The sequence below is a fragment of the Devosia epidermidihirudinis genome (assembly GCF_000971295.1).
Taxonomy (GTDB): domain Bacteria; phylum Pseudomonadota; class Alphaproteobacteria; order Rhizobiales; family Devosiaceae; genus Devosia; species Devosia epidermidihirudinis.
This window is the reverse complement of record NZ_LANJ01000046.1, coordinates 83,162-106,602: the sequence shown is the minus strand read 5'-3', so window position 1 is coordinate 106,602 and position 23,441 is coordinate 83,162. Positions and strand designations below refer to the sequence as shown.

Annotated in this window: 24 protein-coding genes and 1 tRNA gene; 6 read left to right on the top strand and 19 right to left on the bottom strand. The window is 61.1% G+C overall.

The features are described from left to right. The first annotated feature begins 16 nt into the window (after positions 1–16). The 3 genes from WH87_RS19165 (at position 17) to WH87_RS17165 (ending at position 2,668) form a co-directional block, all read left to right on the top strand. Positions 17–463, top strand: coding sequence for a BA14K family protein (locus WH87_RS19165; protein WP_052726387.1), 447 nt, complete (start codon positions 17–19; stop codon positions 461–463). 190 nt (positions 464–653) lie between these two features. Next, positions 654–1,328, top strand: a complete 675-nt coding sequence (locus WH87_RS17170) for a response regulator (RefSeq protein WP_046138932.1) — start codon at positions 654–656, stop codon at positions 1,326–1,328. Beyond that, a complete protein-coding gene (locus tag WH87_RS17165) occupies positions 1,325–2,668 on the top strand; it encodes a sensor histidine kinase (RefSeq protein WP_046138933.1) in 1,344 nt (447 codons plus the stop codon). The genes WH87_RS17170 and WH87_RS17165 overlap by 4 nt, the downstream gene beginning before the upstream one ends. Before the next feature lie 102 nt (positions 2,669–2,770). On the opposite strand, the gene WH87_RS17160 is transcribed toward WH87_RS17165, so the two are convergent. From WH87_RS17160 to WH87_RS17120, 9 genes are all read right to left on the bottom strand, one after another. After that, positions 2,771–3,175, bottom strand: coding sequence for a YbaN family protein (locus WH87_RS17160; protein ID WP_342667191.1), 405 nt, complete (start codon positions 3,173–3,175; stop codon positions 2,771–2,773). Between the two features lie 300 nt (positions 3,176–3,475). Further along, on the bottom strand, positions 3,476–4,501 hold the full coding sequence (locus tag WH87_RS17155) for an NAD(P)-dependent alcohol dehydrogenase (protein WP_046138934.1): 1,026 nt from the start codon (positions 4,499–4,501) through the stop codon (positions 3,476–3,478). A gap of 5 nt (positions 4,502–4,506) precedes the next feature. Next, positions 4,507–5,496, bottom strand: a complete 990-nt coding sequence (locus WH87_RS17150; protein ID WP_052726389.1) for an ABC transporter permease — start codon at positions 5,494–5,496, stop codon at positions 4,507–4,509. A 1-nt stretch (position 5,497) separates the two neighbouring features. Then, positions 5,498–7,000: a sugar ABC transporter ATP-binding protein gene (locus WH87_RS17145; protein ID WP_046138935.1), complete on the bottom strand. Its 1,503-nt coding sequence runs from the start codon at positions 6,998–7,000 to the stop codon at positions 5,498–5,500. A gap of 83 nt (positions 7,001–7,083) precedes the next feature. Continuing rightward, positions 7,084–8,088, bottom strand: coding sequence for a substrate-binding domain-containing protein (locus tag WH87_RS17140; protein ID WP_046138936.1), 1,005 nt, complete (start codon positions 8,086–8,088; stop codon positions 7,084–7,086). A 108-nt stretch (positions 8,089–8,196) separates the two neighbouring features. Next, positions 8,197–8,910 carry a GntR family transcriptional regulator gene (locus WH87_RS17135; protein ID WP_046138937.1) on the bottom strand — a complete coding sequence of 238 codons (714 nt, stop codon included), beginning with the start codon at positions 8,908–8,910 and terminating at the stop codon, positions 8,197–8,199. A gap of 143 nt (positions 8,911–9,053) precedes the next feature. Next, positions 9,054–10,286 (bottom strand): enolase C-terminal domain-like protein, encoded by a 1,233-nt coding sequence (locus WH87_RS17130; RefSeq protein ID WP_046138938.1) that lies wholly within the window; start codon positions 10,284–10,286, stop codon positions 9,054–9,056. 29 nt (positions 10,287–10,315) lie between these two features. Further along, positions 10,316–11,506 carry an AGE family epimerase/isomerase gene (locus WH87_RS17125; protein ID WP_046138939.1) on the bottom strand — a complete coding sequence of 397 codons (1,191 nt, stop codon included), beginning with the start codon at positions 11,504–11,506 and terminating at the stop codon, positions 10,316–10,318. 5 nt (positions 11,507–11,511) lie between these two features. Next, positions 11,512–12,303 (bottom strand): SDR family NAD(P)-dependent oxidoreductase, encoded by a 792-nt coding sequence (locus WH87_RS17120; RefSeq protein WP_046138940.1) that lies wholly within the window; start codon positions 12,301–12,303, stop codon positions 11,512–11,514. 153 nt (positions 12,304–12,456) lie between these two features. Here WH87_RS17120 and WH87_RS17115 point away from each other — a divergent pair, with 153 nt between their 5' ends. The 3 genes from WH87_RS17115 (at position 12,457) to WH87_RS17105 (ending at position 15,982) form a co-directional block, all read left to right on the top strand. Next, the gene (locus tag WH87_RS17115) at positions 12,457–13,365 is read left to right on the top strand and encodes an SMP-30/gluconolactonase/LRE family protein (protein WP_082092777.1); all 909 of its coding nucleotides are present in this window, start codon (positions 12,457–12,459) and stop codon (positions 13,363–13,365) included. 83 nt (positions 13,366–13,448) lie between these two features. Continuing rightward, positions 13,449–14,285: an alpha/beta hydrolase family protein gene (locus WH87_RS17110; RefSeq protein ID WP_052726390.1), complete on the top strand. Its 837-nt coding sequence runs from the start codon at positions 13,449–13,451 to the stop codon at positions 14,283–14,285. A gap of 275 nt (positions 14,286–14,560) precedes the next feature. Then, the gene (locus tag WH87_RS17105; protein WP_046138942.1) at positions 14,561–15,982 is read left to right on the top strand and encodes a mannose-1-phosphate guanylyltransferase/mannose-6-phosphate isomerase; all 1,422 of its coding nucleotides are present in this window, start codon (positions 14,561–14,563) and stop codon (positions 15,980–15,982) included. Positions 15,983–16,049: 67 nt separating this feature from the next. Here WH87_RS17105 and WH87_RS17100 read toward each other — a convergent pair whose 3' ends face one another. The 10 genes from WH87_RS17100 to murA all read right to left on the bottom strand — a co-directional run bounded on the left by WH87_RS17100 (position 16,050) and on the right by murA (position 23,317). Beyond that, positions 16,050–16,394, bottom strand: coding sequence for a hypothetical protein (locus WH87_RS17100; RefSeq protein WP_156458274.1), 345 nt, complete (start codon positions 16,392–16,394; stop codon positions 16,050–16,052). 158 nt (positions 16,395–16,552) lie between these two features. After that, positions 16,553–16,628 (bottom strand) — tRNA-Phe (locus tag WH87_RS17095). A gap of 273 nt (positions 16,629–16,901) precedes the next feature. Next, entirely contained in the window at positions 16,902–17,831 is a 930-nt protein-coding gene (locus tag WH87_RS17090) for an ABC transporter substrate-binding protein (RefSeq protein ID WP_046138944.1), read from the bottom strand. A gap of 92 nt (positions 17,832–17,923) precedes the next feature. After that, positions 17,924–18,115 carry a DNA gyrase inhibitor YacG gene (gene yacG / locus WH87_RS17085; protein WP_046138945.1) on the bottom strand — a complete coding sequence of 64 codons (192 nt, stop codon included), beginning with the start codon at positions 18,113–18,115 and terminating at the stop codon, positions 17,924–17,926. After that, complete coding sequence (locus WH87_RS17080; protein ID WP_046138946.1) at positions 18,115–18,753, bottom strand: Maf-like protein; 639 nt, start codon at positions 18,751–18,753, stop codon at positions 18,115–18,117. Before WH87_RS17080 ends, yacG begins: the two co-directional genes overlap by 1 nt. Before the next feature lie 12 nt (positions 18,754–18,765). Beyond that, positions 18,766–18,984, bottom strand: a complete 219-nt coding sequence (infA, locus tag WH87_RS17075; RefSeq protein WP_046138947.1) for a translation initiation factor IF-1 — start codon at positions 18,982–18,984, stop codon at positions 18,766–18,768. A gap of 75 nt (positions 18,985–19,059) precedes the next feature. Next, positions 19,060–20,019 carry a UPF0262 family protein gene (locus tag WH87_RS20355; RefSeq protein ID WP_197410842.1) on the bottom strand — a complete coding sequence of 320 codons (960 nt, stop codon included), beginning with the start codon at positions 20,017–20,019 and terminating at the stop codon, positions 19,060–19,062. 8 nt (positions 20,020–20,027) lie between these two features. Further along, the gene (gene hisD, locus WH87_RS17065; RefSeq protein ID WP_046138948.1) at positions 20,028–21,320 is read right to left on the bottom strand and encodes a histidinol dehydrogenase; all 1,293 of its coding nucleotides are present in this window, start codon (positions 21,318–21,320) and stop codon (positions 20,028–20,030) included. An 8-nt stretch (positions 21,321–21,328) separates the two neighbouring features. After that, positions 21,329–21,760: a DUF2948 family protein gene (locus WH87_RS17060; RefSeq protein ID WP_046138949.1), complete on the bottom strand. Its 432-nt coding sequence runs from the start codon at positions 21,758–21,760 to the stop codon at positions 21,329–21,331. Positions 21,761–22,024: 264 nt separating this feature from the next. Further along, complete coding sequence (murA, locus tag WH87_RS17055) at positions 22,025–23,317, bottom strand: UDP-N-acetylglucosamine 1-carboxyvinyltransferase (RefSeq protein ID WP_046138950.1); 1,293 nt, start codon at positions 23,315–23,317, stop codon at positions 22,025–22,027. Positions 23,318–23,441 lie beyond the last annotated feature (124 nt).

Sequence of the window (23,441 nt, the reverse complement as noted above, 5' to 3'; positions counted from 1 at the left end):
CTTCAAGGAGACCAGCATGTCCTGGAAACCCCTGCTGCATGTCGGCATGATTGCCTGCCTGCTCGTTTCGGCCACCGGACCATCGATGGCGCAATCCATGCGGCCCGTGCCGCCAACGGGCCAGCCCATGGCCCCTGTCGGCCAGCCGGTCGCGCCGGTCTATGGACCGGACTACCAGAGCTGCAATCACATTCGTGACCAGCGCGAGCGTCAGCGGTGCCTGAACTCCCCCAGCCAGAGCCCCAAGAACAACGATTGGGGCGCGGCGGTCGGCGCAGGCATTATCGGGCTTACGCTGGGCGCGATCATTGCCGGTGCTGCCGCCTCGGCAGAGAACAACAAGGCTCGCCCGCAATCGGACTATGAGCGCTGGCTGGATTATTGCCGCGCCAAATACCGCAGTTTCGATGCCGCCAGCGGCACGTTCAGAGGCAATGACGGTCGGCGGTATCAGTGCCGCTAACCGCGCGGGGCCAAGTATTGCGTACCCGCATCGCTTTCCCGGCGCTCCAATAGACCGGGAACAGGCCGGCGCGACCCCAGCGGTTGCGCCGGCCCAATTGCAACCTCTATCCCGTGCCAAGCGTCATGGCAGATGGAGGCCGGTCTCCAACGCCGCAGCCTGACCCTGTCTGGATCAACCAGGAACATCAATGCGCCTCCTTCTCGTGGAAGACGAACAGCAGATGGCGGAAGCCCTGAGTGCGGCCATGGCCCGCTTCAACATTGTGGTGGACCATGCGCCAACCCTGCAATTTGCCGAAGAAGCGGTTCAGAACAATGTGCATGACGTCATCGTGCTGGACCGCCAATTGCCAGATGGCGATGGCATCACGCTTCTGTCCTATCTGCGCTCCATTCGCTCGTCGGTGCCCGTGATCGTACTGACTGCGATGGACAAGCTGGATGACCGTATTCACGGGTTGGACCTGGGGGCAGACGACTATCTGGCCAAGCCCTTTGCCGTGGAAGAACTGCTGGCGCGCGTACGGGCGCTGCTGCGCCGACCAACATCACTTGTTCCATTGGTGACGCGGATCGGACGACTTGATTTTGACCTCGGTCGACGCGAGGCCAGCATCGATGGCACCCCGCTGCCGCTGACGCGGCGCGAACTCAATATACTGGAATCGCTGGTGCGGCGACAGGGGCGCACGGTGTTGCGCTCGACGCTTGAAGACGCGGTCTACAATTTCGACGACGAAATCCAGTCCAATGCACTGGAGGCCAATGTTTCGCGCCTGCGCAAAAAACTCTCCGATGCCGAGACGGGCGTCGAAATCCACGGCATTCGTGGCGTTGGCTATTTGATCCGGGCGGCAGAATGAAACCTTTTCCTCGCAACTCGCTGCGCCTGCGGCTGATCTGGCAATTGCTGGCCTTTCAGGCGGGGATTGTGGTGCTGCTTGCTGCAGCGCTCACCGCCCTGATCATGCAATCGGACCTGCGGGGTCTGCTGGTTGATCCGCAGGCGCTGGACATTCCGGCGAGCGCCGTGCGCATCGTCGACGGACGCCTGGTGCTGGAGGATACCGCAGAACTCAAACAGCTCCGCGCATCGGCCCCGGGGCTGTGGTTCGTCATCCGCACCGACGATGGCCTGTCGCTCGAAGACGGCCCGGTGCCCGAAGCCTATTCAGAGCTCAGCCGCAAGCTATCTAACGTCAATCACGTCGATATCCGCGACTTCGAGGCGCCCTATACCCTCTCCACCTCCGGACGGCGCATCGCCGGACCGAACGGCACCTTCAGTGTTCTGGCGGGCGGCGCATCATCCTATCCCGTCAGTGTGACCGTGATGTTCCTGGCCTATGGCCTGCTCGGCCTCGTGTTGGTGCTGATCGGGTTGATCGCGCTGGTCACCATTCCCTGGATTGTCTCGCGCGGCTTCAAGGGATTGTCGGCCGTGGCCGAAGAGGCATCGGGGATCAATATCGACCAGCGCGGAGGCCGGCTGGCACATACCGACGTGCCGTCAGAAGTGCAGCCGCTGGTGATCGCGGTCAACGACGCACTGGCGCGGCTCGACAAAGGGTATGAGCAGCATCGCCGCTTCATTCTGGACGCTGCCCATGAGCTGCGCACGCCCATCACCATTCTGCAGACCCGCATCGAATCCCTGCCCCCCGGCAAGCTGCAGGCGCGGCTTCTGGCCGACGCGGCACGCATCGGAGCGCTGGCCGAACAATTGCTCGATCTGCAACGGCTCGACCGCAAGGAAGAGACCTTTGCATCGGTCGACCTTGTGGCCATCTGCGAGCATGTCGCGGCCGAGCTCGCCCCCCTGGCCATCGCCTCGGGCTATCAGATTTCGCTGAGCAGCGAGGACAGCTTGATTTTCGTTAGGGGATCGGCCGGGGCGATCGAGCGCGCCGTGATCAATCTGGTGCAGAACGCCATCGACCATGGCGGCCAGAACGGTACGATCGATATCGAGGTGACGCGCAATGGCACCATCGAAGTCACTGACGACGGCCCGGGGATTCCCGAAGGCGAACGCGACCAGATTTTCGAACCCTTCTACCGCGTGCATCCGCGCGAGCGCGGCGCGGGACTGGGCCTGAACCTCGTGCGCGAAGTGATGCGCCATCATGGCGGACAGGTAACCGCTTTTGAAAGCCCCAGCGGTGGCGCCGGTTTTCAACTGGCCTTCCCAGCGCAGAAATAACCTCGCTCACGCCCCGACGCAAACGGCACGCCGTCGGCTGTAAAATGGAGATCGTGCAGGAACGCCTCTCCTCACATCTTGGGATGTCAAAGCACGTTTTGTCTATGACTGCCCATCGGGCTCAGGGCGGGACACGATGAACCAGGCACAAGCTAACATCACTGCCAGCACTCCGAGCCACAGCCAGAGACCGGGACGGGCCCCAATCCAGAACAATACGAAACCGAGCGTTATGCCCAGGCACGCCATGATCTTAGCGCGGCGGGAAATCGCCCCGTGTTCGCGCCAGGCTCGCAAGGTGGGGCCGAATTGCCGGTGATTGAGCAACCAGTTTTCCAGCCGCGGCGACGAGCGCGCAAAGCACCACGCGGCCATGATCAGAAAAATGGTGGTTGGCATCAAGGGCACGAAGGCACCGATAATGCCAAGTGCAAGCATCACCAAGCCGGCAATCAGATAAAGTGGACGCATCATGGGGTCGGTCGCGAGGCACAGCTGGTCACGCAACCAGCAGATGCCGTAGCTCTCCTTGTCTGCGAACCGCCTGGGAAATGCGGCGCGGCACAATCACTTCATGCGGCCAATCGGTAGTTATTTCAACCCGGCTCGCTGCAGTGCTTGCCAAAACAAAGCTTGATCGAAATTGTCCACCGGCTTCCTTGAGGCCAGCGCGTGTGCCGCAAAATGACAACAGCACCCCGCCCTTTCGGGGGGATGCTGTTGCGACATGCGACCTGAAGTGTGAGCCCTTTAAGGACAGATCAAGCGCGATCCGGCCTACGTGGCGAGGGCCTCCAGAAAACTGGCTTAGATGCTCACAACAGATTTCAGAGACGACATGTCCTTGGCGGACTGCCCCAGCGCCGCCGCCGATTCATCGAGCGTGAAACGATGGGTGATGAGGGCCTTGAGATCGACCTGTCCCGTAGCCGCCAGCGCGATGGCACGAGGATAGATCGAGGCGTAGCGGTAAACACCGACGATGGTGATTTCCTTGGCCATGACCGGCCAGAGATCAATCGGGCCAGCGCCATGCACATTGATTCCGACCAGGGCGAGGCCGCCACGCGGACGAATGCGCTTGAGCACGCGATCAACAATGCCCGGTGCGCCACTGCATTCGATGACGTAATCGACCGGCTCGACATTTTCGAGCTGCGGGTCTTCGGCAGCATTATGCGCCTCAAAGCGCGGGAAGCGCTTGAGCACATCGAGGCGGGCCGTATTGATGTCGGAGATCACGATGCGCCCCGCGCCGCGCGCAGCGGCCATCTGTGCCGCCAGAACACCAATGGGCCCTGCCCCGGTGATCAAAACGCTGGTGCCCGGCTGCAGATCGAGACGGTCGACAGCCCAGAAGCCAACGGCCAGCGGTTCGATCAATGCAGCTTCTTCGAACGAGAGGTGATCGGGCACGACGAAGGTGAAATCGGCCGGATTGACCACGCGACGCGCAAAGGCACCGTGATAGGGCGGGTTCGCCATGAACTCGACGTCGGGGCAGAGGTTGTAGGCGCCGGACCAGCACTGCTCGCAATGCCCGCAGGGCCGCTGCGGCTCAAGGGTGACGCGATCACCAATCTTAAGATGGCGCACATTGGCGCCAATAGCGGTGACGGTCCCGGCGGCCTCATGACCGAGGACGATGGGCTTGTCGGCTATGGTATCGCCGATCCGGCCATGGCGGAAATAGTGGACGTCCGAGCCGCAGACGCCAACGGCAGCGATATCGACCACCACATCATCGGGGCCACAGACTGGCTCATGCCAGTCCATGATCTCGATGGTTTCAGGCGCCATCAGAACGGCAGCGCGATTGGGCAGAGTTGTCACGGATCTTACCTGGAACGAACGCGTCGGATGGAGATGATGTTGATCATCACGGCGGCCAGAATGACGAAGCCACGCACGATGCCCTGCGCGAAGGGATCGACACCCATCAGCACGAGACCATTGACCAGTGCGCCGATGAACATGACGCCGAGCAGCGTGCCGAGCATGGTGCCGCGACCGCCAAACAGGCTCGTGCCGCCCACGACGACTGCGGCGATGATGTCGAATTCCAGCCCCGTCGCCGCGCCGCTATTGCCCGAACCAAGACGGCTGGCCATCAGAATGCCGGTGAGCGCTGCGAGCACACCCGAAATAGCAAAGACAATGGTACGAACCTTGGCAACCGGAATGCCGGACAGGCGCGCCGCTTCCGCATTGCCGCCCACGGCATAGACCGAGCGGCCGAAGACCGTGCGGGTGGCGATGAAGGTGAAGACCACGAACAGCACCAGCATGATGATGGCCGGGATCGGAATGCCGAACAGGGCGCCCGAGCCGAAGCGCTGGAAGTCGAAGTCCATGATGACGATCGGCACGGCATTGGAAATGACCTGAGCGATACCCCGCAGCGCCAGCCACAGCGAGAGCGTGACGATGAAGCTTGGCACTTCAAAGCGCGCGCGGAGGAAACCGGCGACGGTGCCAATGAAAGCGCCGAGCACCAGAACCAGCAGGACGGCCATGGGCAGTGGCACGCCCGACGCCGCCAGTTTGGCCAGCACGACGCCGGCAAAGGCCACGTGTGGACCAACGGAAATGTCAATTTCGCCGCTGATCAGCACCAGCGTCATGCCCCAGGCAATGATACCGACAAAGGCAGCGTCGCGCAGGATGTTGAGCTGGTTGGCTGGCGTCAGGAAGTTTGGCGCCATAAACGCCAGGAAGGCGTACAGAACGACGATGCCGACGACCAGACCAACTTCGTTGGCACGGCCCGACAGGAAACTGGACAAGCTGAACGCTGGCTTGGCCGGTGAGGTTGGTGTCGCGGTCATTTTATGCTGGTCTCCTCTCGCCCATGGTTGCGTCGAGCAACACCTGGGTACGAACGTCATCTCCGGTCACTTCACCGGTAATTTGGCCATCGCGCAGGATCAGCACCCTGTCGCAAACTTCTGGGAATTCCTCGAGCTCGCCCGAGACGAACACAACGGCGAGGCCCTGCGTCGCGAGGTCACGCATCAGGGCGTAGATCTGCCCCTTGGCACCAACGTCGACACCGCGGGTTGGCTCATCGAGCAGCAGGACTTTTGGCTTGGCATTGAGCGCCTTGCCGATCACCACCTTCTGCTGATTGCCGCCGCTGAGATTGGCCAGCGCTTCGCCGGGGCGGGCAAGCTTGACGCCAAGCTGGGCGATCGACTGGTTGACCGTCTGGTTCATCTTGCCCGACTGGATGATGCCGAACTTGGACACCGAAGCCCAGCTGGCCATGACGAGGTTTTCGTCAATGCCCAGCATGGTCACAGCGCCTTCGTGGCGGCGATCTTCCGGGGTCATGAACACACCAGCAGCGAGTGCAGCGCGCAGATCCTTGGGCGCATAGGCAGCGCCTTCCAACGTCATCTGGCCGGACGCCGGACGGCGCAGACCAACGAGCGCCTGCAACAATTCGGTGCGGCCCGAGCCAAGCACGCCGGCAATACCGAGCACTTCACCGGCACGCACTTCAAAGCTCGCCGAAGTGACGCGTGGCAGCACGGCCAGATTGGTCGCCGACAGAATTGCCTTGCCGGCAACGTGGCCCGCTGGTGCACGGTGTGAGCTGGCGGTCGTGGCGTCGCCCAGCATCAGCTTGACGATGTCGGAATTGCTGACCTCGTCGACCGGCGCGGTGCGAATATGGGTGCCATCACGCAGCACGGTGACCGAGGTCGCGATGCGGCGGATCTCGTCCATGCGATGGGAAATGTAGATGATGCCTACGCCAGCAGCCGACAGGCGCTGGATAACGGCCAGCAGCACTTCGACTTCCTGAGTCACCAGCGAGCTGGTTGGCTCATCGAGAATGAGCACCTTGGCGCCCTTGCTGATGGCACGGGCAATCTCGACCAGCTGACGCTGCGCCACCGAAATCTGCGACGCGGAGACGCGCGGATCAATGTTGAACCCGAGTTGCGCCAGAATGGCAGCGGCTTCGGCATTGAGCGTGTTCCAGTCGATGGAGCCAGCGCGGCGCGGCCAGCGACCGAGGAAAATGTTTTCGGCGACCGACATCTCAGGAATGATGCTGAGTTCCTGATGCACGGTGGCAATACCGGCCTTGATGCCTTCGGCGGGGCTGCGCAGGGCGCCCTTGCGGCCATCGACATCAATATCACCGCTATCGGGCGTTTCGACGCCCGCCATGATCTTGATCAGGGTCGACTTGCCCGCGCCGTTCTTGCCGAGAAGCGCACGCACCTCGCCGCGAGACAGTTCGAAATCGACGTTACGAAGCGCCGTAACACCGGGGTAGGCTTTAGAAATGCCGCGCATTTCAATGAGGCGTTGCTGCATGCCCTAAATCCTTGCTGAGCGGCCCGTCACCATGAAGTATGCGGCCGCTCGGGGGGAGCGGCCGCACAAGCATTATTCCACGATCAGGGGATACCGTCAGCGTGTGCCTCGAGCCAGGCCTTGACCTGATCGGGGTTGGCGGACAGGAACAGCTCGGTTGGAACGGTGGTGAGGTAGTTCTCGATGGTCTCGCCACGGACAGCAGCAAGCGCTACCTTGATCGAGTCGCGGCCCATTTCCTGTGGCTGCTGACCATTGGTCGCAATCAGGGTGTCTGGGCTGTTGATCAGGTACTGGGCCAGCTGGGCGCTCATGTCGTTGCCGAATACGACAACCTTGCCTTCACGACCAGAAGCCTGAATGCCCTGCACCGCGCCAACGGTGCCGTTGTCGGTGGTGGCAAACATGGCGACGATTTCGGAATCGCCGGTCAGCATGGTGGTTGCAGTCTCGGTCGACTTGCCTGGCTCAAAGCCAGCCTGGTCGGCGCCCCAGATCACGCCTGGAACGAGTTCTTCAACGGCCGCCTTGAAGCCAGCCTTACGCTCAACGCAGGCCTCGTAGACGTCGCAGTTGAGGATGCCAAAGCGAGGAGCAGTGACGCCCTTGTCGACGAAGTACTGGCCAGCAACGACGCCAACGTCATGGCCGAGCTTGTACTGATCGGTGGTGACCAGAGCGGCAACATACTGCTTGGCGAATTCGTCGCTGATGCAGGTGTTGTAGCAGATCACTGGAATGCCGGCTTCGAAGGCCTGACGCACGACTGGAACCGATGCGGTTGCCGACACTGGCGACATGATGATCGCGTCAACACCGCTGGAGATCAGCGTCGAGGCAAACTGTGCCTCGCGGGACGCATCGCCCTGGCTGTTCTGACCGAGCAGACGCAGGTTCTCATCGGAAGCGCCGGCTTCGATGCCCTTCTTGATGCCGCCGTAGAAACCCTGTGCGTCGAGGTAGAGCGCGCCGATCGAGATCTCTTCCTGCGCGAATGCGACGGAGGAAAACGCGGCAAGAGCAATCACCGAAGCAGCGCAGGCACGGCCAGCGCGGCGCACGGAGAGCAGTTCATTTGACCAATTCATAAGGACCTCCCTGAAGTTTGGTATATTTGTATACACGTATCCAAAACAATGAGTCAACGTGCGTCATCAGCCAGATAAACCGGCAAATTCATTATATTTTACAGTGAGTTAGGCGATTACTGAATCGGAATCGCGAAATTCCAGATCGGCGATTTCAGGCTCGAAGTAATCCGGGAAGCGCTTGGCCAATTCACGCAGGTCGGACATGACCCGGCGCAGATGCAGCCGCATGATTTCCTGGGCACTGGCAGCATTGCCTTCACTGACCGCCGCGAGCAGTGCGAGGTGATCCTGCAGCAGCAAATCGAGGTGGCCAGTCTGCACTGAAAGACGCCGAACGCGATCCATGTGCTTCTTGGCATCGGCGATCACTGCCCATACGCCTTCACGATCTGCCAGACCGCAGAACATAAAATGCATGCGCTCGTCGGCCTCAAAGAAGTGCTCGGCAACCCCTTCCGAGATGGCTAGTTCCTGCTCTTCGATGGCCTGACGAATACCCAAGAGCACGCGCTTGTCGGTGCGACCAGCCGCATCGGCGATCACCGCCATTTCGAGCTTTTCGCGCACATATTGCGCAGTGCGAACCGCCTCATAGCGGATCGGCGAGATGACAACGCCACTGCGCGCCCGCAGATCTACCAACCCTTCAACTGACAGACGGGACAGCGCCTCGCGCACCGGCGTGCGGCTCACCGACAACATCTCGGCAAGCATCTGCTCGCCGACGGCCTCGTTTGGCTTGAGTTCGAGCGAGATGATCTTGCGATAGAGGATGCGGTACGATCGTTCCGCAGCTGAAATCTGGTTTTCTTGAGCCATGGTCCACTTGAGTCTGATGCGCCACTCTTGTGGGGATGACGCTGAACTATCGTCAACCCCACAGGCAGCTGTTTCACGCTAACCAGTCAACCTAGTCACGTCTGCCTCGGCGCATTTCTGCGCCATGGCCGTTTGAACGGGCGTTATGCGCCGGTCTTGGGATCGGCCCAACGCGTGTTTGGCGTCAGAGCGAACCAACCCGGACGAGCTGGATCGCGGTCATATGGATAGCCGCCGGTCTGGCGGTAATATTCGGCATACTGGCCGAGCTTTTCGCGGTCGAGTTCCACGCCAAGGCCCGGGCCGGTCGGCACGGCGATAGCGCCATCGACATACTTCATCAGGCCGCCGACGATGATGTCGTCCTTAAGGTGGTGGTAGTGCGCGTCGGCGGTGAACACCAGGTTTGGCAGCACGGCACCGAGATGGAGCATGGTGGCCAGCTGAATGCCCAGCTCACCGGACGAGTGTACAGCAACACCAAGCTGGAAGGTTTCGCAGACCGCAGCGGCCTTCACGCAGGCGCGGATACCGCCCCAGAACGTGGTGTCGAGCAGAATGACGTCGATCGAGGGATCGCGGACGTTGGTGGCGAGCTGCTCGAAATTGATCACGACTGTATTGGTCGCGGTCGGAATGCGAACGGCTTCGCGCACGCGGCGCATGCCATTGAGGCCCCAGGTTGGATCTTCGAAATAGTCGTTGTTCAGATCTTCGATGGCCCGGCCAAAGCGGATCGCCTCTTCTACCGAATGGGCAGCGTTGGGATCGTAACGAACGGTGTCGCCGGGGAATTCGTGCGCCAGCGCGCGGAACAGCTCCAGTTCGTAGTCTGGCGGATAAACGCCGGCCTTGAGCTTGTGGGCGTGGAAGCCGTGCTTCTGCTTGAGCTCGCGCGCATGGTCGAGCAGCTGGTCCAGCGTGCGCACCTCGCCCTCGCCAGCCTCATTGGCATGACGGAAGAACAGGTAGGAGGCAAAGCCAACTTCGTCGCGCAGCTTGCCGCCGAGCAGATCATAAACCGGCACGCCCAGATGCTTGCCCACGATATCGAGGCAGGCAAATTCAATGGCGGCGTGCAGCTGCGTGCGGTTGTTGTAAAGGCTCGCAGTCGGGTTGCAGATCTTGAAGCGCAGGGCTTCGAACTCGAACGGATCGTGGCCGATCAGGTACTGCTTGAGGCCAGCGAAGGCCAGCTCGGCAGACTCGCCGCCACCGCCCATTTCGCCGAGGCCGATAATGCCGGTGTCGGTCTCGACTTCAACAATGGTGCGGACAAACTTGCCCCAGTGGGCCCCGTTGGAATGGCGCAGTGGCGCCTCGAGCGGGACCGCAACCGTGGTGGCGCGGATGTCTATGATTTTGGGTCGTTTCAACGCGTAAACTCCAGTATGCGGCGCGCAGATCAGTGGTGATCGGCCAGGCGCAATGCCTCGATAACCTCGAAGCATGCAGCCAATGGGTGATAGTCGGTCTTGGATGGGGGGCTTTTCTGGTTGCTGTATTTGCGACCATCACGATCCAGCAGGCGGTACCAGCCGCCATAGCTGTGATCGACAAAGTGCTTGTCGGCATAGGCCCAGACCTTGTCGTAACACTGCCAATAGGCGTCATCGCCCGTTGCCAGCGCCAACAGGGCCGCGCCGCCGAAGGTCTCGGAGAACACCCAGTGATAGCGGTCGGTGTCGAGGATTTCCCCGTCCGGCGCATAGGAATAGTTCATGCCGCCATGGACATCGTCCCAGCTCTTGGCCAGCGCCACATCAAACAGATGCTTGGCGCGCTCGATGTGCCAGTCCTCTGGACGATAGCGATTGAGGATGACCAGCAGCTTGGTCCATTCGGTGAAATGGCCGGGCAGATAGCCATAGGGCTTGAACAGATGCTTGGGATCGTCCTTGTTGTAATCCCAGTCGTGGCTCCAGTCGGTCTTGTAGTGTTCCCACACGACGCCATCGGAGAGATCGGCCAGATCCTTGCAGATACGCTTGGCAAGCAGCGCCGCACGATCAAGGAACCGCTCATCCTTGGTCGCCTCATAGGCGGCCAGCATGGCCTCGCACATGTGCATGTTGCAGTTCTGGCCGCGATAGGGCGAGACGGCAGACCAATCGCCAGCGGCGATTTCATCGACATAGAGCTGCGCTTCGGCATCCCAGAACCGCTCTTCGAGCAGGTCGTAAACCTCGCGCGCATAGTCAGCCGCGCCGTCGATACCGGCCTTGACGGCACCGGCAGCGGCAAGCAGCACAAAGGCATGGCCGTAGCAGAAGCGTGTGCCATCCTCGACCACCCTGCCCTGCAGGATCCAGGCATAGCCGCCATCGGGCTGGCGATGCACATTGCGCAGGAAATCGAGGCCATGCTTGGCCGCGTCACGATAGCGCTCATCGCCGAAGGTCAGGTAGCCGAGCGAATAGATGTAAACAAAGCGGCAGGTGCCAACCAGATGCTTGGTCATCCGGTCAAAGACGGTGCCATCATCGAGCAGCTGATTGATGTAACCGCCATATTCCTGGTCGATCGACCGGGGATAGTAGAAATCCAGAATGCTCTGGATTTCATGGCGCAGGTGCTCGGGGGAACGATACGTCACGAGACTTACTCCGGCAGAATGATGGCAAGCTTGGACAGGGCGCCGCCATCAACCTTGATGTCCGCGCCAGTCATGAAGCCGCATTCGTCGCTGGCGAGGAACGAAGCCAAAGCGCCGATTTCCTCGACGGTGCCGACGCGACCCAGCGGATGGGCTTTGCCCCAGCCCGCCATGGTGGCCTCGGCAGTGCTATCGCCTTTCCACAGATCGGCGGCCCAGCGCAGCATTGGGGTATCAATCGAGGCCGGGCAGATTGCGTTGACGCGGATGCGGGCGGGTGCATGATCGAGCGCCATGGCGCGGGTCAGCGCCAGAATGGCACCCTTGGTTGCTGTATAGGCCGCGACATTGGCCTGGGAGGCATAGGCCTGCACCGAAGCAATATTGATCACCGAACCACCGCCGCGCTCTTCCATCTCGGGAATGGCATGCTTGGAGGCCAGGAAAATGCCTTTGATATTGACGTTGAAGACTTCGTCCCAGGTCTCTTCTGTGGTGTCGACCACCGTGCCGTAGCGCTGCAGGCCCGCTGAGTTCACCAGAATATCGACACCGCCGAAAGCCGCGACGGCATCTGCCGTCAGGCGCGCCATATCGGCGTTTTTGGACACGTCGGCGACGCAAATGCGCACGCGATGGGGCGTGGCAAGCGCAGCCGCTGCGGCTTCGAGCCCAGCCTGATCGATGGCTGCAAGCACAACGCTGGCGCCGTCGGCAACAAGACGCTGAGCGATACCCAGGCCCATGCCGCTTGATGCGCCGGTGACGATGGCGACTTTACCTGTCAATTTCTGCATATGACGCCGCTTCCTTCTGTTCGTACGATGCGCGCTAGCCTACCAAAGCTGCACGGCTCAAAGTTTCGGGGTCAGAATCCAACACTTTGCTTGCATACAAGTATTCTTGCATGCGAAATCTCATCTGGTCAAGCGAGCCAAGGAGAAATGCATATGGGTTCGACCGAGGTCACACAGGTCTTTGCCGCCGCCGATATCGTGGGCGAATCCATTGTGTGGGATGAGCGAAATGCCGAACTGTTCTGGGTCGATCTGGTCGGCAAGCGGCTGCACCGGATGCATCCCGAAAGCGGCCGCCATGCAGTGTTCTCAGCCGATCAATTCGTAACGTCTGTTGGCCTCTGCGCCGATGACAGCGGCCGCCTCATTGTCGGCCTCGAACGCGACGTTGCGCTGTGGAGCTGGGGCGAGGACTTCAAGATCGTCGCGACGCCCGAGCCAGATCTGGCAGACAATCGGCTCAATGAGGGTAAGGTTGGTCCCGATGGCGCCTATTGGGTAGCCACCATGCGCACCAATCTTCATCCCGATGGGCAGCCCAAGCCTATGAACACCCCGGCCGGGCACCTTTATCGCATCGCTGCCGACAGCACCTGCGTCACCGCCACACCAGAGATCTTCACGCTGCCCAATACGCTGGCCTGGACAGACGATCGGCGGCTGATCATCGCCGACACCGCCGCCAACACCATCTATCAATACACCCTCGGCGCCGACGGGCTGCCACAGGGCGAGCGCCGCACCTTCGCCCTCCCCTTCGAGCGCGGGTTCCCCGATGGTTCCTGCATGGATGATGAGGGCTACCTGTGGAACTGCCGCGTCGATGGCGGCTATGCCGTCGCCCGCTATGCGCCCGATGGCACGCTAGACCGCGTCGTCGAACTGCCCTGCGCGTGGCCGACCAGCTGCTGCTTCGGCGGCCCCAATCTCGATCGCCTCTACATCACCTCCGCCCGCTTCACCATGAGCGAAGACCACCTCGCGCAGAACCCGCAGGAAGGCGCGCTGTTTTCGGTCGATGTCGGCGTAAAAGGCCGCCTGGAGCACCGGTTCGGCGGCTGACAGATCGCGGCTGAGGGACCTTGTGCGCCCCATGGCATCGGATAGGCTCATCGCACCATCTCACCACTAGAGGAGACCGTGCGATGAAATTGTTCCCCACCCTGGCGATCGCCATTATGGCCCTGCCGAGCCTTGCTCAGGCGGCCGATCAGGACGTCACGATTGCCGGCACCCAGCGCCCCATAGCGGCAACGATTACCCTGCCGGACGGCGATGGGCCGTTTCCTTTTGTGGTGATGTATCACGGCACCGGCTCCAACCGGCACGAGGCAGGCAACGGTTATGACCTGCTTGCTCCCAAGCTCGCCGAGGCCGGCATTGCCAGCGCGCGATTTGACTTTGCCGGCAACGGCGACAGCCCTGTCGACTATGTGGAATATCGCCTGAGCACAGGGGTGCAGGATGGGCTCGACGTCATTGCCTATATGCGCGGGCTAGACCAGATCGACGATGCGCGGCTGGGCGTGCTTGGCTGGAGCCAGGGCGGCACCATCGCCATGCTCACTGCGGCGCGGACCCCTGATGTCAAAAGCCTCGTGACCTGGGCGGGCGCCGTGGACCTCAGCCAGATGGCCGCCAACCAGCTCGCTGAAGCTGAACAGAATGGTTACGCGGTCCTAACGTTTGACTGGCGCACCCCGCTCAACCTCTCGCTCGGCTGGTTCCACGAGGTCCGGGATACGGACGTGGCCAAGGAGCTCGCCGCCTATAAGGGCGCCGTGCTGGCCATCGCCGGCTCCAAAGATGACGTCGTCGACCCCTCTGTCACCGACACCATTCTCACCGCGGCCCCGACGACGGACAAACACAAGGAAATCATCGAAGGCGCCGACCACACCTTCAACATCTTCTCCGGCGACATGTCGGCCTTCGACACGTTGAGCCAGATCACCGTCGACCAGTTCAAAAAGGCGCTCTGAGCGATCTTGTTCCGCCCGCCCGCGCCGCCATAGTGTTGGCCAGGCGGGCGGGGTCAGATAGGCGCGAAGGCCCAACGCTCAGAAGGGTTGGCTGCCTACTAGAGTGGGCCAGCTCTTCGCCCACGACCAATGTCGCGACCTAAGATATCATCCAGCATCAAAACGTTAAGGCGATAGCGAAGCAATCAGCCAATCACGCAACCGACCCATAAATTTGATTTAGTTCCTGGAGTGTGACTAGTAACGGCAGTGTCGTGCGTGTGGGGACCAATTCATTGTATCAGATCATTCCCGTTATCCTTGCTGGCGGCCAAGGCACACGTCTTTGGCCAAAATCGCGCGCAGCACGGCCAAAACAATTCATCGATCTGGTTGGTGACACCAGTCTCTTCCAGCAGAGCCTGGAACGGGTCGCCAACACCGAGCGGTACGGCGCTCCCATCGTCATTACCAACACCGAATATCGCTTCATCGTTGCCGAGCAGGCGCTGGAGGCAAACGTGCCGCTGGGGGCGATCTTGCTGGAGCCGGTTGCGAGGAATACCGCTGCAGCCATAGCGGCCGCTGCGCAGGTCGCCGTGAATGCGGACGAGAACGCGATTCTCCACGTTCTTGCCTCCGACCACCTGATCCCCACCACCGCGGAGTACTTTGCTGCGGTCGATGCCGCTGCAGCTGCCGCAAGGGGCGGCAATCTCGTCACCTTCGGCATTGCGCCTGATCGTCCGGAAACCGGCTATGGCTATATCGCCATCGGCGATGCACTCGCGCATGGCGCCCATAAAGTGGCGGCGTTTGTCGAAAAGCCGAACCTCGACAAAGCCCAGAGCATGCTGGCGCAAGGTGGCTTTGCCTGGAACTCTGGCATGTTCATGCTGCCGGCAAAACTGTTCCTCGCCGAATGCGAGCGCCTGGCACCGGAGGTTTTTGCGGCCGCAACCGCCGCTGTCGCCGACGCCAGGCGCGACCTCGACTTCATCCGGCTTGATGAAACCGCCTTCGCCGCCTCACCCAACATCTCGGTCGACTACGCCATCTTCGAGCGTACCGATAAGGCTGCCGTGCTGCCTGTTTCGTTTGCCTGGTCTGACCTCGGCGCCTGGGACGCCGTCTGGAAAGGACAGACGCGCGATGAGGCAGGAAACGCAGTTTCCGGCCCAACGCTGTTGTCGAACACCACCAATACCCTCGTCGTCAGCGACGGCGCGCATGTGGTGGTCGATGGGCTGGACGATATCGCCGTGATCGCCACCGAAGATGCAGTGTTTGTCGGCCGGCTGTCTGCAGCGCAGAATGTCGGCAAGATTGCCAAGACCCTTCGCGCGGACGCAGCTACCCGCGCCCTGACCGAGACGCACAAGACCTCGTACCGCCCCTGGGGCGGCTATTCTTCCATCCTGATGGGCGAACGCTTCCAGGTGAAGAAGCTCTTCGTCAAACCCGGCAAGAAGCTATCTCTGCAAAAACACCACCACCGCTCGGAGCACTGGGTCGTGGTGCGTGGAACGGCAGAAGTGACACTCGATGGCGCCGTGACGATGTTGGCCGAAAATCAGTCGATCTACCTCCCCTTGGGCTGCACCCACCGCCTCGCCAATCCCGGCAAGATCGAGCTGGAACTGATCGAAGTCCAGACCGGCTCCTACCTAGGCGAAGACGACATTATTCGTATCGAGGACGAGTTCGGGCGGCAGTAGGGAAGGGCATCTACTGGAAGGACAGGACGCGTAGAACTCAAGGCTGGGAACGATCGACCGACCTTTCTTAGCCCTTGTTGATCTTGTGAGCCAAAATCACCTTTAAGGCGTTCAGGCTGATTTCTTCAGCTGTCTCTGGTTCGACTGCGACACGCTTTGCTCGATGAGTGATCCCACTAAATGGCCCATGGGATATGGCGCCATGCGGATCATCGGCGGTGCCCTCCATAACTTCTCTGATGACGTAGTCGGGCGCAGTCGACTTTGCGCCCACCACCAGAGACACAAGGGCATCGTCGGCACTGAGGCCGAGGCCGCGAACATTTCGCCATACAGCGCGCAAAAAAACAGGCGCATCAGCTATCTCTGCGACGCCGTCCCTGAAGGACATCCCAAAGCGCACGGCTCCCATTTTCGTCGCCCCCCGTATCCACGGGTATCTCGCATGGATTCGCGGAGGCTGTCGAGAAATGCGAGGAAACGCTGGGGATCATGTCGCAACAAGAATGCGACACAAAGGAGCTTTCACGAGCGCCGGCACCGCAAACTACTGATCTTAATAAAGAATTTTGGTGCCCGGGACCGGAATCGAACCAGTGACACGCGGATTTTCAATCCGCTGCTCTACCAACTGAGCTACCCGGGCAACGGGGCGGAAGGTCCGCCCGGCGTCAAGCCATGGGCCTTATAGGTGATGGTTTTTGGGCGTGCAAGCGGGAAAAGCGATTGTGGAAAAGGAGTTTGCAGGATTATCGCCAAGGCCCGGAATTCCGGGGGTTAGAAGCCGGTGCCTGTGCACAAAATCAACCTTTGCGATGAGCCTGCCCCACCGGATCGCGCTCTAATGCAACCAAAAAGTACGGCCACACTCCACTTCGGGAGCATGGCCGCAGGACCGTTGAACGCTATCGCACTGGCGTCAGAGCAGCGCGGCGCGGACGTCGTCAATGATGACGGCGAAGCTGATTGGGCCGACGGACTGGTTCCAGGGTTCGATATTAACCTTGTAAACGTGGCCAGCCTGAACGGCTGGCAGGCGCTGCCAGAGGTCGGACTGCTCGATGGTGGTCATCTTGTCGGCATCTTCGACCATGATGAAGATATGGTCGGCAGTGAGTTCGGGCAGGTTCTCGAAGGAGATTTCCTGATGGTCTTCTTCGCGCGGCACCAGCCCGTGTGGGTTGAGACCGAGATCTTGATAGAGCACAGGGCCCGAGCGGCGGGCACCGCCATAGACGCGCATGTCCTTTTCGCGGACGCGCAGCAGCAGCACGGTCTCGTCGGGGCGTTTGGCGGCCAGCTCAGCCTTGGTGGCGGCGGCTTTGTCGTCATAGGCAGCGATGGCGGCTGCTGCGGCCTCTGGCTGGCCCAGCGCATCGCCAAGGCCGCGATACCAGTCGCGCCATTCCGCTTCCGGCTCATTAAGCAGCAGGGTGGGCGCGATGGCGGTCAGACGCGCGTAATTGTCGCCGTGTTGCTTTTCCTGCGCCAGGATCAGATCGGGCGCCAGCGTGAGGACGCGCTCCAGATCGGGCTCGGAATGGGAACCAACGGTTTCGGTGTTCGCGAGGGTCGCGGCCAGCTGCGAGGGCATGCCGGAAGGACGATCAACCGAACCCACCGGCGACAGGCCGAGGGCAGCAAGGGCTTCGGCGAAGACGTTGTGAAGCGCCACGATGCGTTGGGGCGAAGCCGGGATCTCAGCCTGCCCGGCGGCATGCTCAACCACGCGGGTCGTCGGCGTCGATGACACCACTTGGGCAACCTGCGCCAGGGACGGCGCGGCGGATATCAGCGCGCCCACAGCCAGAGCGGATGCCATAAGCACCCATTTACGAGACATGATCATCAGCAGTTCCCCAAATTAACATGATTTTTCTATTCATGTTAATGCGGCTACGCTGGAGCGGTTGTCAACCGCTGGGGCAAACTCTTGGCGCGTCAGAAGTTCTCGTCTTCGTCCGCGTCGGGCAGGCCATTTTCGGGAAAGGGCTCGTCATCGCGCGCGGGGATGACATAGGCGCCGGTGAACCAGCGGTTGAGATCAACGTCGGCACAACGGGAGGAGCAGAACGGGCGGAACTTCTCGACCGCCGGTTTGCCGCAAATGGGGCACTTTTTGGGGGTGATCATCAGACGCCCGAAGCGTGTGACTGATTGAGCCAGTTGAAGTGCACCGGATAGCCCTCGCCCGCCAGAAGGTCTGCTGTTTCGAGCAGAGGCAGGCCGACAACGCCGGAATAGGAGCCGACGAGCTTGACGACAAAAGCGCCGGCAATGCCCTGAATGGCATAGCCACCGGCCTTGCCGTTCCATTCGGCCGAGGCCAGATAGGCTTCCATCTCGCGATTGGAGAGGCGCTTGAAGCGGATGCGAGTCTCGACCACGCGCTGGCGCTTGGCGCCAGAGGGGGTGAGCACCGTCAAACCGGTAAAGACGCGGTGCGCCCGGCCCGAGAGCAGGCGGAGGCATTCGGATGCCTCTTCCATGGTCTCGGCCTTGGGCAGAATGCGGCGGCCAACGGCCACCACCGTATCGGCGCCCAACACCAGTGCGCCCGAGCCGAAACCGGCCGAGCGCGCTTTGTGTTGTGCCGTAAGAGCCTTGAGGTCCGCCAGGCGCTGCGCGAGCTTGCGCGGCAGTTCGCCTTTTTCCGGGGTCTCATCGACGTGAGCAGGCACCAGATGTTCAGGTTCGATCCCGATCTGGTTAAGCAATGCCAGCCGACGCGGCGAGGCGGAGGCCAGGATCAAATCCGGACGACTGGCCATGCGCTCTGCCTACTACTTGAAGCGATACGTGATGCGACCCTTGGTGAGGTCGTATGGGGTCATTTCGCACAGAACCTTATCACCAGCCAGGACGCGGATGCGGTTCTTGCGCATGCGGCCAGCGGTGTGTGCAATGATCTCGTGCTCATTTTCCAACTTGACCCGAAAGGTCGCGTTGGGAAGCAATTCAACCACTACGCCCGGAAATTCGAGCACTTCTTCCTTCGCCATACTGTCTCCTGAAAAGACCCCGCGCCGCGTGAATGTGCGCGCCGAGGTCAGAATTTGGGCGGAACCTACTTCAATTCAATGGATTTGTGAACCACCGGAAACCAGTGGTTCCAAGCGTTCTCGAACGCGCTTGCGCAAGCTGTCGCGCAATTGACGATAAGCGCTCAGAACGACCTCTCTATTGCCCTCGACAAGGGAAGGATCTTCCACGGTCCAGGCTTCGATTGCACCAGCTTCGAGACCCTTGCGGGCTACAGCTTCAGGCGCATCGTCAGAGAGGGTAATGACGAGATCGAAGCGGTTTGCCACGAGCTCATCGAGGATGTGGGGGGTGTGAACGGACATATCAATGCCCACCTCCTCCATCACTTCATGCACGAACTGGTCAGCCTTGCCGCCGTTTACGCCCACTGAGCGGGTGATGACGCGGCCGGGAAAGGCCTGACGCGCCAGCGCTGCCGCCATGGGCGAGCGCACCGAGTTCATCGAGCAGACAAACAGCACGCTGGGCAGCTCGCTTTTGCTCTCGTCGATCCGGCTCGCATAGGGCTGCACAGCGCAGATCAGAGTAAACAGGCGCCGCGCCGTATTGAGATCCATAATGATCTTGTTGGTCAGGCGCGTGCGCAAAAGTTCGGCGGCTTCGTTGTGCATGCCGCGGCGCGCCATATCGACGGTTTCGATCTGAAACGGCTGCGCCGAACGAATCGCATCGTAATAGCTATCGCGAATCCGGAAGTAGTCGCGGATCAGCCGACGGAACGGCGTCAGCGACAGATAGTGCGCCGCAATCGGCTGAAACGTCTCAGGGTGGCGAACGTCCAGCACGATGAAATTGCCGGTGATGGACATGTGCAGCGCAAACGGCCCCGTCGCGGTGACGCGGGCGGGCCGGAACGAATTGTCCTCGAGCAGATCAAAAATGGCGATGCGCCATTCATGCACCTCATCGGGATTGATGGAGGTGATGGTATTGGGGTCGAGCGTGACAGTGACCAAGCGGTCCGTGTCGGCGGTTCGGGCCCCAGTCCCCATTGAAATGCTCAACGGTTGAGCCGGATTGAAATCGAGCGACCATGACCATCAAGCGCCTCGACCTCTGAGAGGACGACGGCAGCTTCAGCCAGAGCCGACAGCGATGAGGGATCGCACCTCAGCAGCGACGTGCGCTTCATGAAATCGAGCACGCCGAGGCCAGAGGCAAAGCGCGCCGAACGGGCGGTGGGCAACACGTGGTTGGAGCCGCCGACATAGTCGCCAATGGCTTCGGGCGTGTGGTGGCCAATAAAGATCGCGCCGGCATGGCGGATGGCGCCCAGAATCAGATCCGGATTGTCCAGCGCCAGTTCAACGTGTTCCGAAGCGATGCGGTTGGCCAGCACCACGGCCTCATCCAGCGAGGCGACGGTGATGACAGCGCCGAACTCGTCCCAGCCTTCGCGAGCAATGGCCTGCTTGGGCAAAAGGTTGAGCTGGCGATCGACATCAGCTTCCACTGCGTCAGCCAAACCCTTTTCGGTGGTGATGAGGATGGACTGGGCCCCTCCCCCATGCTCGGCCTGCGCGATGAGATCGGCGGCAACCCAGGCGGGGTTGGCCGAGCCATCGGCGATGACGAGGACTTCGGACGGACCCGCGATCATGTCGATGCCGACCTGACCGAAGACCTGGCGCTTGGCTGCGGCGACAAAGGCATTGCCGGGGCCGACAACCTTATCGACCTTGGCAATGGTGGCGGTGCCATAGGCGAGTGCAGCAATGGCCTGTGCGCCGCCGACACGGTAGATCTCGGTGACGCCGGCAATCTTGGCGGCCAGCAGGATGGACGAGCTGATCTTGCCATCGGGCGTCGGCACGACCATGGCGATGCGCTCGACACCGGCCACCTTGGCCGGCACGGCATTCATCAGCACCGACGATGGGTAGGACGCGAGACCACCGGGCACATAGATGCCCACGGCGTCGACCGGCGTCCAGCGGGAGCCGAGCGTCACGCCCAGGCTATCCTGATAAACGTGATCCTCTGGCTTCTGCTTTTCGTGGTGCGAACGGATACGATCATGCGCGAATTGCAGCGCTTCGCGCACTTCGTCGGTGACACGGGCGGCAGCGCTCTCGATTTCGGCTTCCGAAATGCGCAGATCGGCAACAGAGAAATGGGTGCGGTCAAATTTGTTGGTCAGCTCGACCAGCGCGTCGTCGCCACGGGTGCGGATGTCGGAAATGATGGCAGCGACGGTGTCACTGACATCCTGAGAACTTTCGCGCTTGCCGGAGAGGAGCGCTGCAAAGCGATCCTGGAAATCGGCATCCTGGCTATCGAGGCGAATGGGCATGGAGAATCCTAGTCGAGGACGTGGGCAGGCTTGGCCGATGCGGCCCAGGCGGCGCCGAGATCGGCAAGGCGGGCTTCGAGGCATTCAACGCCCAGACGCACCGTGCCGCCGCCGGCAAAACTAAGCTCGATGATGCCCGCAGGCCCATCGACGGGATGAAAGGTCAGCGCCAAAAGGTTGAGCACGCCTTCCGGGGACGCCGGATCAAAACCGTTGGTGACGACCGACTGCACGGCATCAAAGTGCAGCGCAGCGCGCTTGCGCAGGCCCTTGTCGCGGCCCTTGGCTGTTTCCCAATCATAGCGGTTCATCAGGAGCGCAAAGCGACGATCGGCGCGGGCATAGCCCATATCGGCGACGCGGACGACGGCATCCTGCACATGGGCAGACAGCACATCCAAATCTTCGGCATCAAGCGCGATGAGCTTGAGATCGGTCATGGTTCAAACAGCCCTCTTGGCGTGGAGACGAGCATATCTGGTCACGCCCTGTTCGATCTACAAGTTTGATGACGCGGGGGCAATGCGGGCGCATTGAAAAGAGCGCGTTGCGGTTGGGACGCCTGCCGCAGAGTCTCCAGGCCCACCGCTCGTCACCCTCGGGCCTGACCCGAGGATTTTCTCTGACCGCTCGACAAAAAAACACCCTCGGGTCGAGCCCGAGGGTGACGATGTGTGCTTAAGAATCAGAAGCCGAAGTTCCGACTAGCCAGCGAGGCGCTCGATCTCCGCGCCGCAGCGGCTGAGCTTTTCTTCCAGCCCCTCAAAACCGCGATCAAGGTGATAGATGCGGTTGACGATGGTTTCGCCCTTGGCGGCCAGACCGGCAATGACCAGCGACACCGAAGCGCGCAGATCGGTTGCCATGACCTGTGCGCCCTTAAGCTGGGGCTTGCCATGGACGGTCGCTAGCTGGCCATCGACCGTGATGTCGGCGCCAAAGCGGGCCAGTTCGGCCACATGCATGTAGCGGTTCTCGAAGATGGTTTCGCGAATGTGCGAGGTGCCCGAGGACATGGTCATGAGAGCCATGAACTGGGCCTGCAGATCGGTGGGGAAGCCGGGGAACGGATCGGTTTCAATATTGACCGGCTGAATGCCATTGCCATTGCGGTAAACGCGCAGGCCTTCTGGCTCAACGGTCAGCTCGACACCGGTCTGGGTCAGAATATCCAGCGCCGACTGCAGATGCTCCGGGCGCGCGCCCTTGAGCAGCACGTTACCGCCGGTCATGGCTGTCGCCATAGCGAAGGTGCCGGTTTCGATGCGGTCTGGAATCACGTCGACCGTGGCACCATGCAGCTTGTCGACGCCTTCGATGGTCAGCGTGCGCGTGCCAATGCCCGAAATCTTGGCGCCCATGGCGACAAGGCACTCGGCCACATTGGTGATCTCTGGTTCCTGCGCCGCATTTTCGATGATGGTCGTGCCCCTGGCGAGCGTCGCAGCCATCAGCAGGGTGTGGGTTGCACCAACCGACACCTTGGGGAAGACGATATGGGCGCCAACGAGGCCGCCCTTGGGCGCCTTGGCGACCACATAGCCATCATCAATGTCGATCTCGGCGCCGAGCGCCTTGAGGCCGAACAGGAATAGGTCAACCGGACGGGTGCCGATGGCGCAGCCACCAGGCAGCGAGACGCGGGCTTCGTGGCAGCGGGCCAGCAACGGGCCAATCACCCAGAAGCTGGCGCGCATCTTGGAGACGAGTTCATAGGGGGCCGTCGTATCGACGATATCGGCAGCATGGAAGGTCATGCGCTGGCCGACGACATCGAGTTCGCCACGGCGACGACCGTGCACGGCGATGTCGACGCCATGATTCTCGAGGATTCGTTCCAGCTGTTTGACGTCGGCCAGGCGCGGCACATTCTGCAGCACCAGAGGCTCATCGCTCAGCAGCGAAGCGATCATGAGCGGCAGAGCAGCGTTCTTGGCGCCCGAAATTGGGATTTCGCCATTGAGTTCGTTGCCACCGATCAAACGGATGCGGTCCATTGTCTATTCCTATATGGCGGGCGCAAGCGCCCTATCTACCTGGGGATGGAGGTAGGCCAAGTCCTAGTTGCCACGTAAGCCAGACTCGCCGCACTCAGCGTTGAAGAATTTAATAGTCGCCCGA

Bases quoted from the DNA above. Each gene is read 5' to 3' on its own strand.
- hisD (WP_046138948.1), bottom strand. From the start codon at position 21,320: ATGCCCATTCGCCTCGATAGCCAGGATGCCGATTTCCAGGATCGCTTT.
- WH87_RS17120 (WP_046138940.1), bottom strand. From the start codon at position 12,303: ATGCAGAAATTGACAGGTAAAGTCGCCATCGTCACCGGCGCATCAAGC.
- WH87_RS17110 (WP_052726390.1), top strand. From the start codon at position 13,449: ATGAAATTGTTCCCCACCCTGGCGATCGCCATTATGGCCCTGCCGAGC.
- WH87_RS17150 (WP_052726389.1), bottom strand. From the start codon at position 5,496: ATGACCGCGACACCAACCTCACCGGCCAAGCCAGCGTTCAGCTTGTCC.
- WH87_RS17060 (WP_046138949.1), bottom strand. From the start codon at position 21,760: ATGACCGATCTCAAGCTCATCGCGCTTGATGCCGAAGATTTGGATGTG.
- WH87_RS17080 (WP_046138946.1), bottom strand. From the start codon at position 18,753: ATGGCCAGTCGTCCGGATTTGATCCTGGCCTCCGCCTCGCCGCGTCGG.
- WH87_RS17145 (WP_046138935.1), bottom strand. From the start codon at position 7,000: ATGCAGCAACGCCTCATTGAAATGCGCGGCATTTCTAAAGCCTACCCC.
- WH87_RS20355 (WP_197410842.1), bottom strand. From the start codon at position 20,019: ATGGGGACTGGGGCCCGAACCGCCGACACGGACCGCTTGGTCACTGTC.
- WH87_RS17140 (WP_046138936.1), bottom strand. From the start codon at position 8,088: ATGAATTGGTCAAATGAACTGCTCTCCGTGCGCCGCGCTGGCCGTGCC.
- WH87_RS17135 (WP_046138937.1), bottom strand. From the start codon at position 8,910: ATGGCTCAAGAAAACCAGATTTCAGCTGCGGAACGATCGTACCGCATC.
- WH87_RS17090 (WP_046138944.1), bottom strand. From the start codon at position 17,831: ATGATCATGTCTCGTAAATGGGTGCTTATGGCATCCGCTCTGGCTGTG.
- WH87_RS17170 (WP_046138932.1), top strand. From the start codon at position 654: ATGCGCCTCCTTCTCGTGGAAGACGAACAGCAGATGGCGGAAGCCCTG.
- WH87_RS17115 (WP_082092777.1), top strand. From the start codon at position 12,457: ATGGGTTCGACCGAGGTCACACAGGTCTTTGCCGCCGCCGATATCGTG.
- WH87_RS17165 (WP_046138933.1), top strand. From the start codon at position 1,325: ATGAAACCTTTTCCTCGCAACTCGCTGCGCCTGCGGCTGATCTGGCAA.
- WH87_RS17100 (WP_156458274.1), bottom strand. From the start codon at position 16,394: ATGGGAGCCGTGCGCTTTGGGATGTCCTTCAGGGACGGCGTCGCAGAG.
- WH87_RS19165 (WP_052726387.1), top strand. From the start codon at position 17: ATGTCCTGGAAACCCCTGCTGCATGTCGGCATGATTGCCTGCCTGCTC.
- infA (WP_046138947.1), bottom strand. From the start codon at position 18,984: ATGGCGAAGGAAGAAGTGCTCGAATTTCCGGGCGTAGTGGTTGAATTG.
- murA (WP_046138950.1), bottom strand. From the start codon at position 23,317: ATGGACCGCATCCGTTTGATCGGTGGCAACGAACTCAATGGCGAAATC.
- yacG (WP_046138945.1), bottom strand. From the start codon at position 18,115: ATGATCACCCCCAAAAAGTGCCCCATTTGCGGCAAACCGGCGGTCGAG.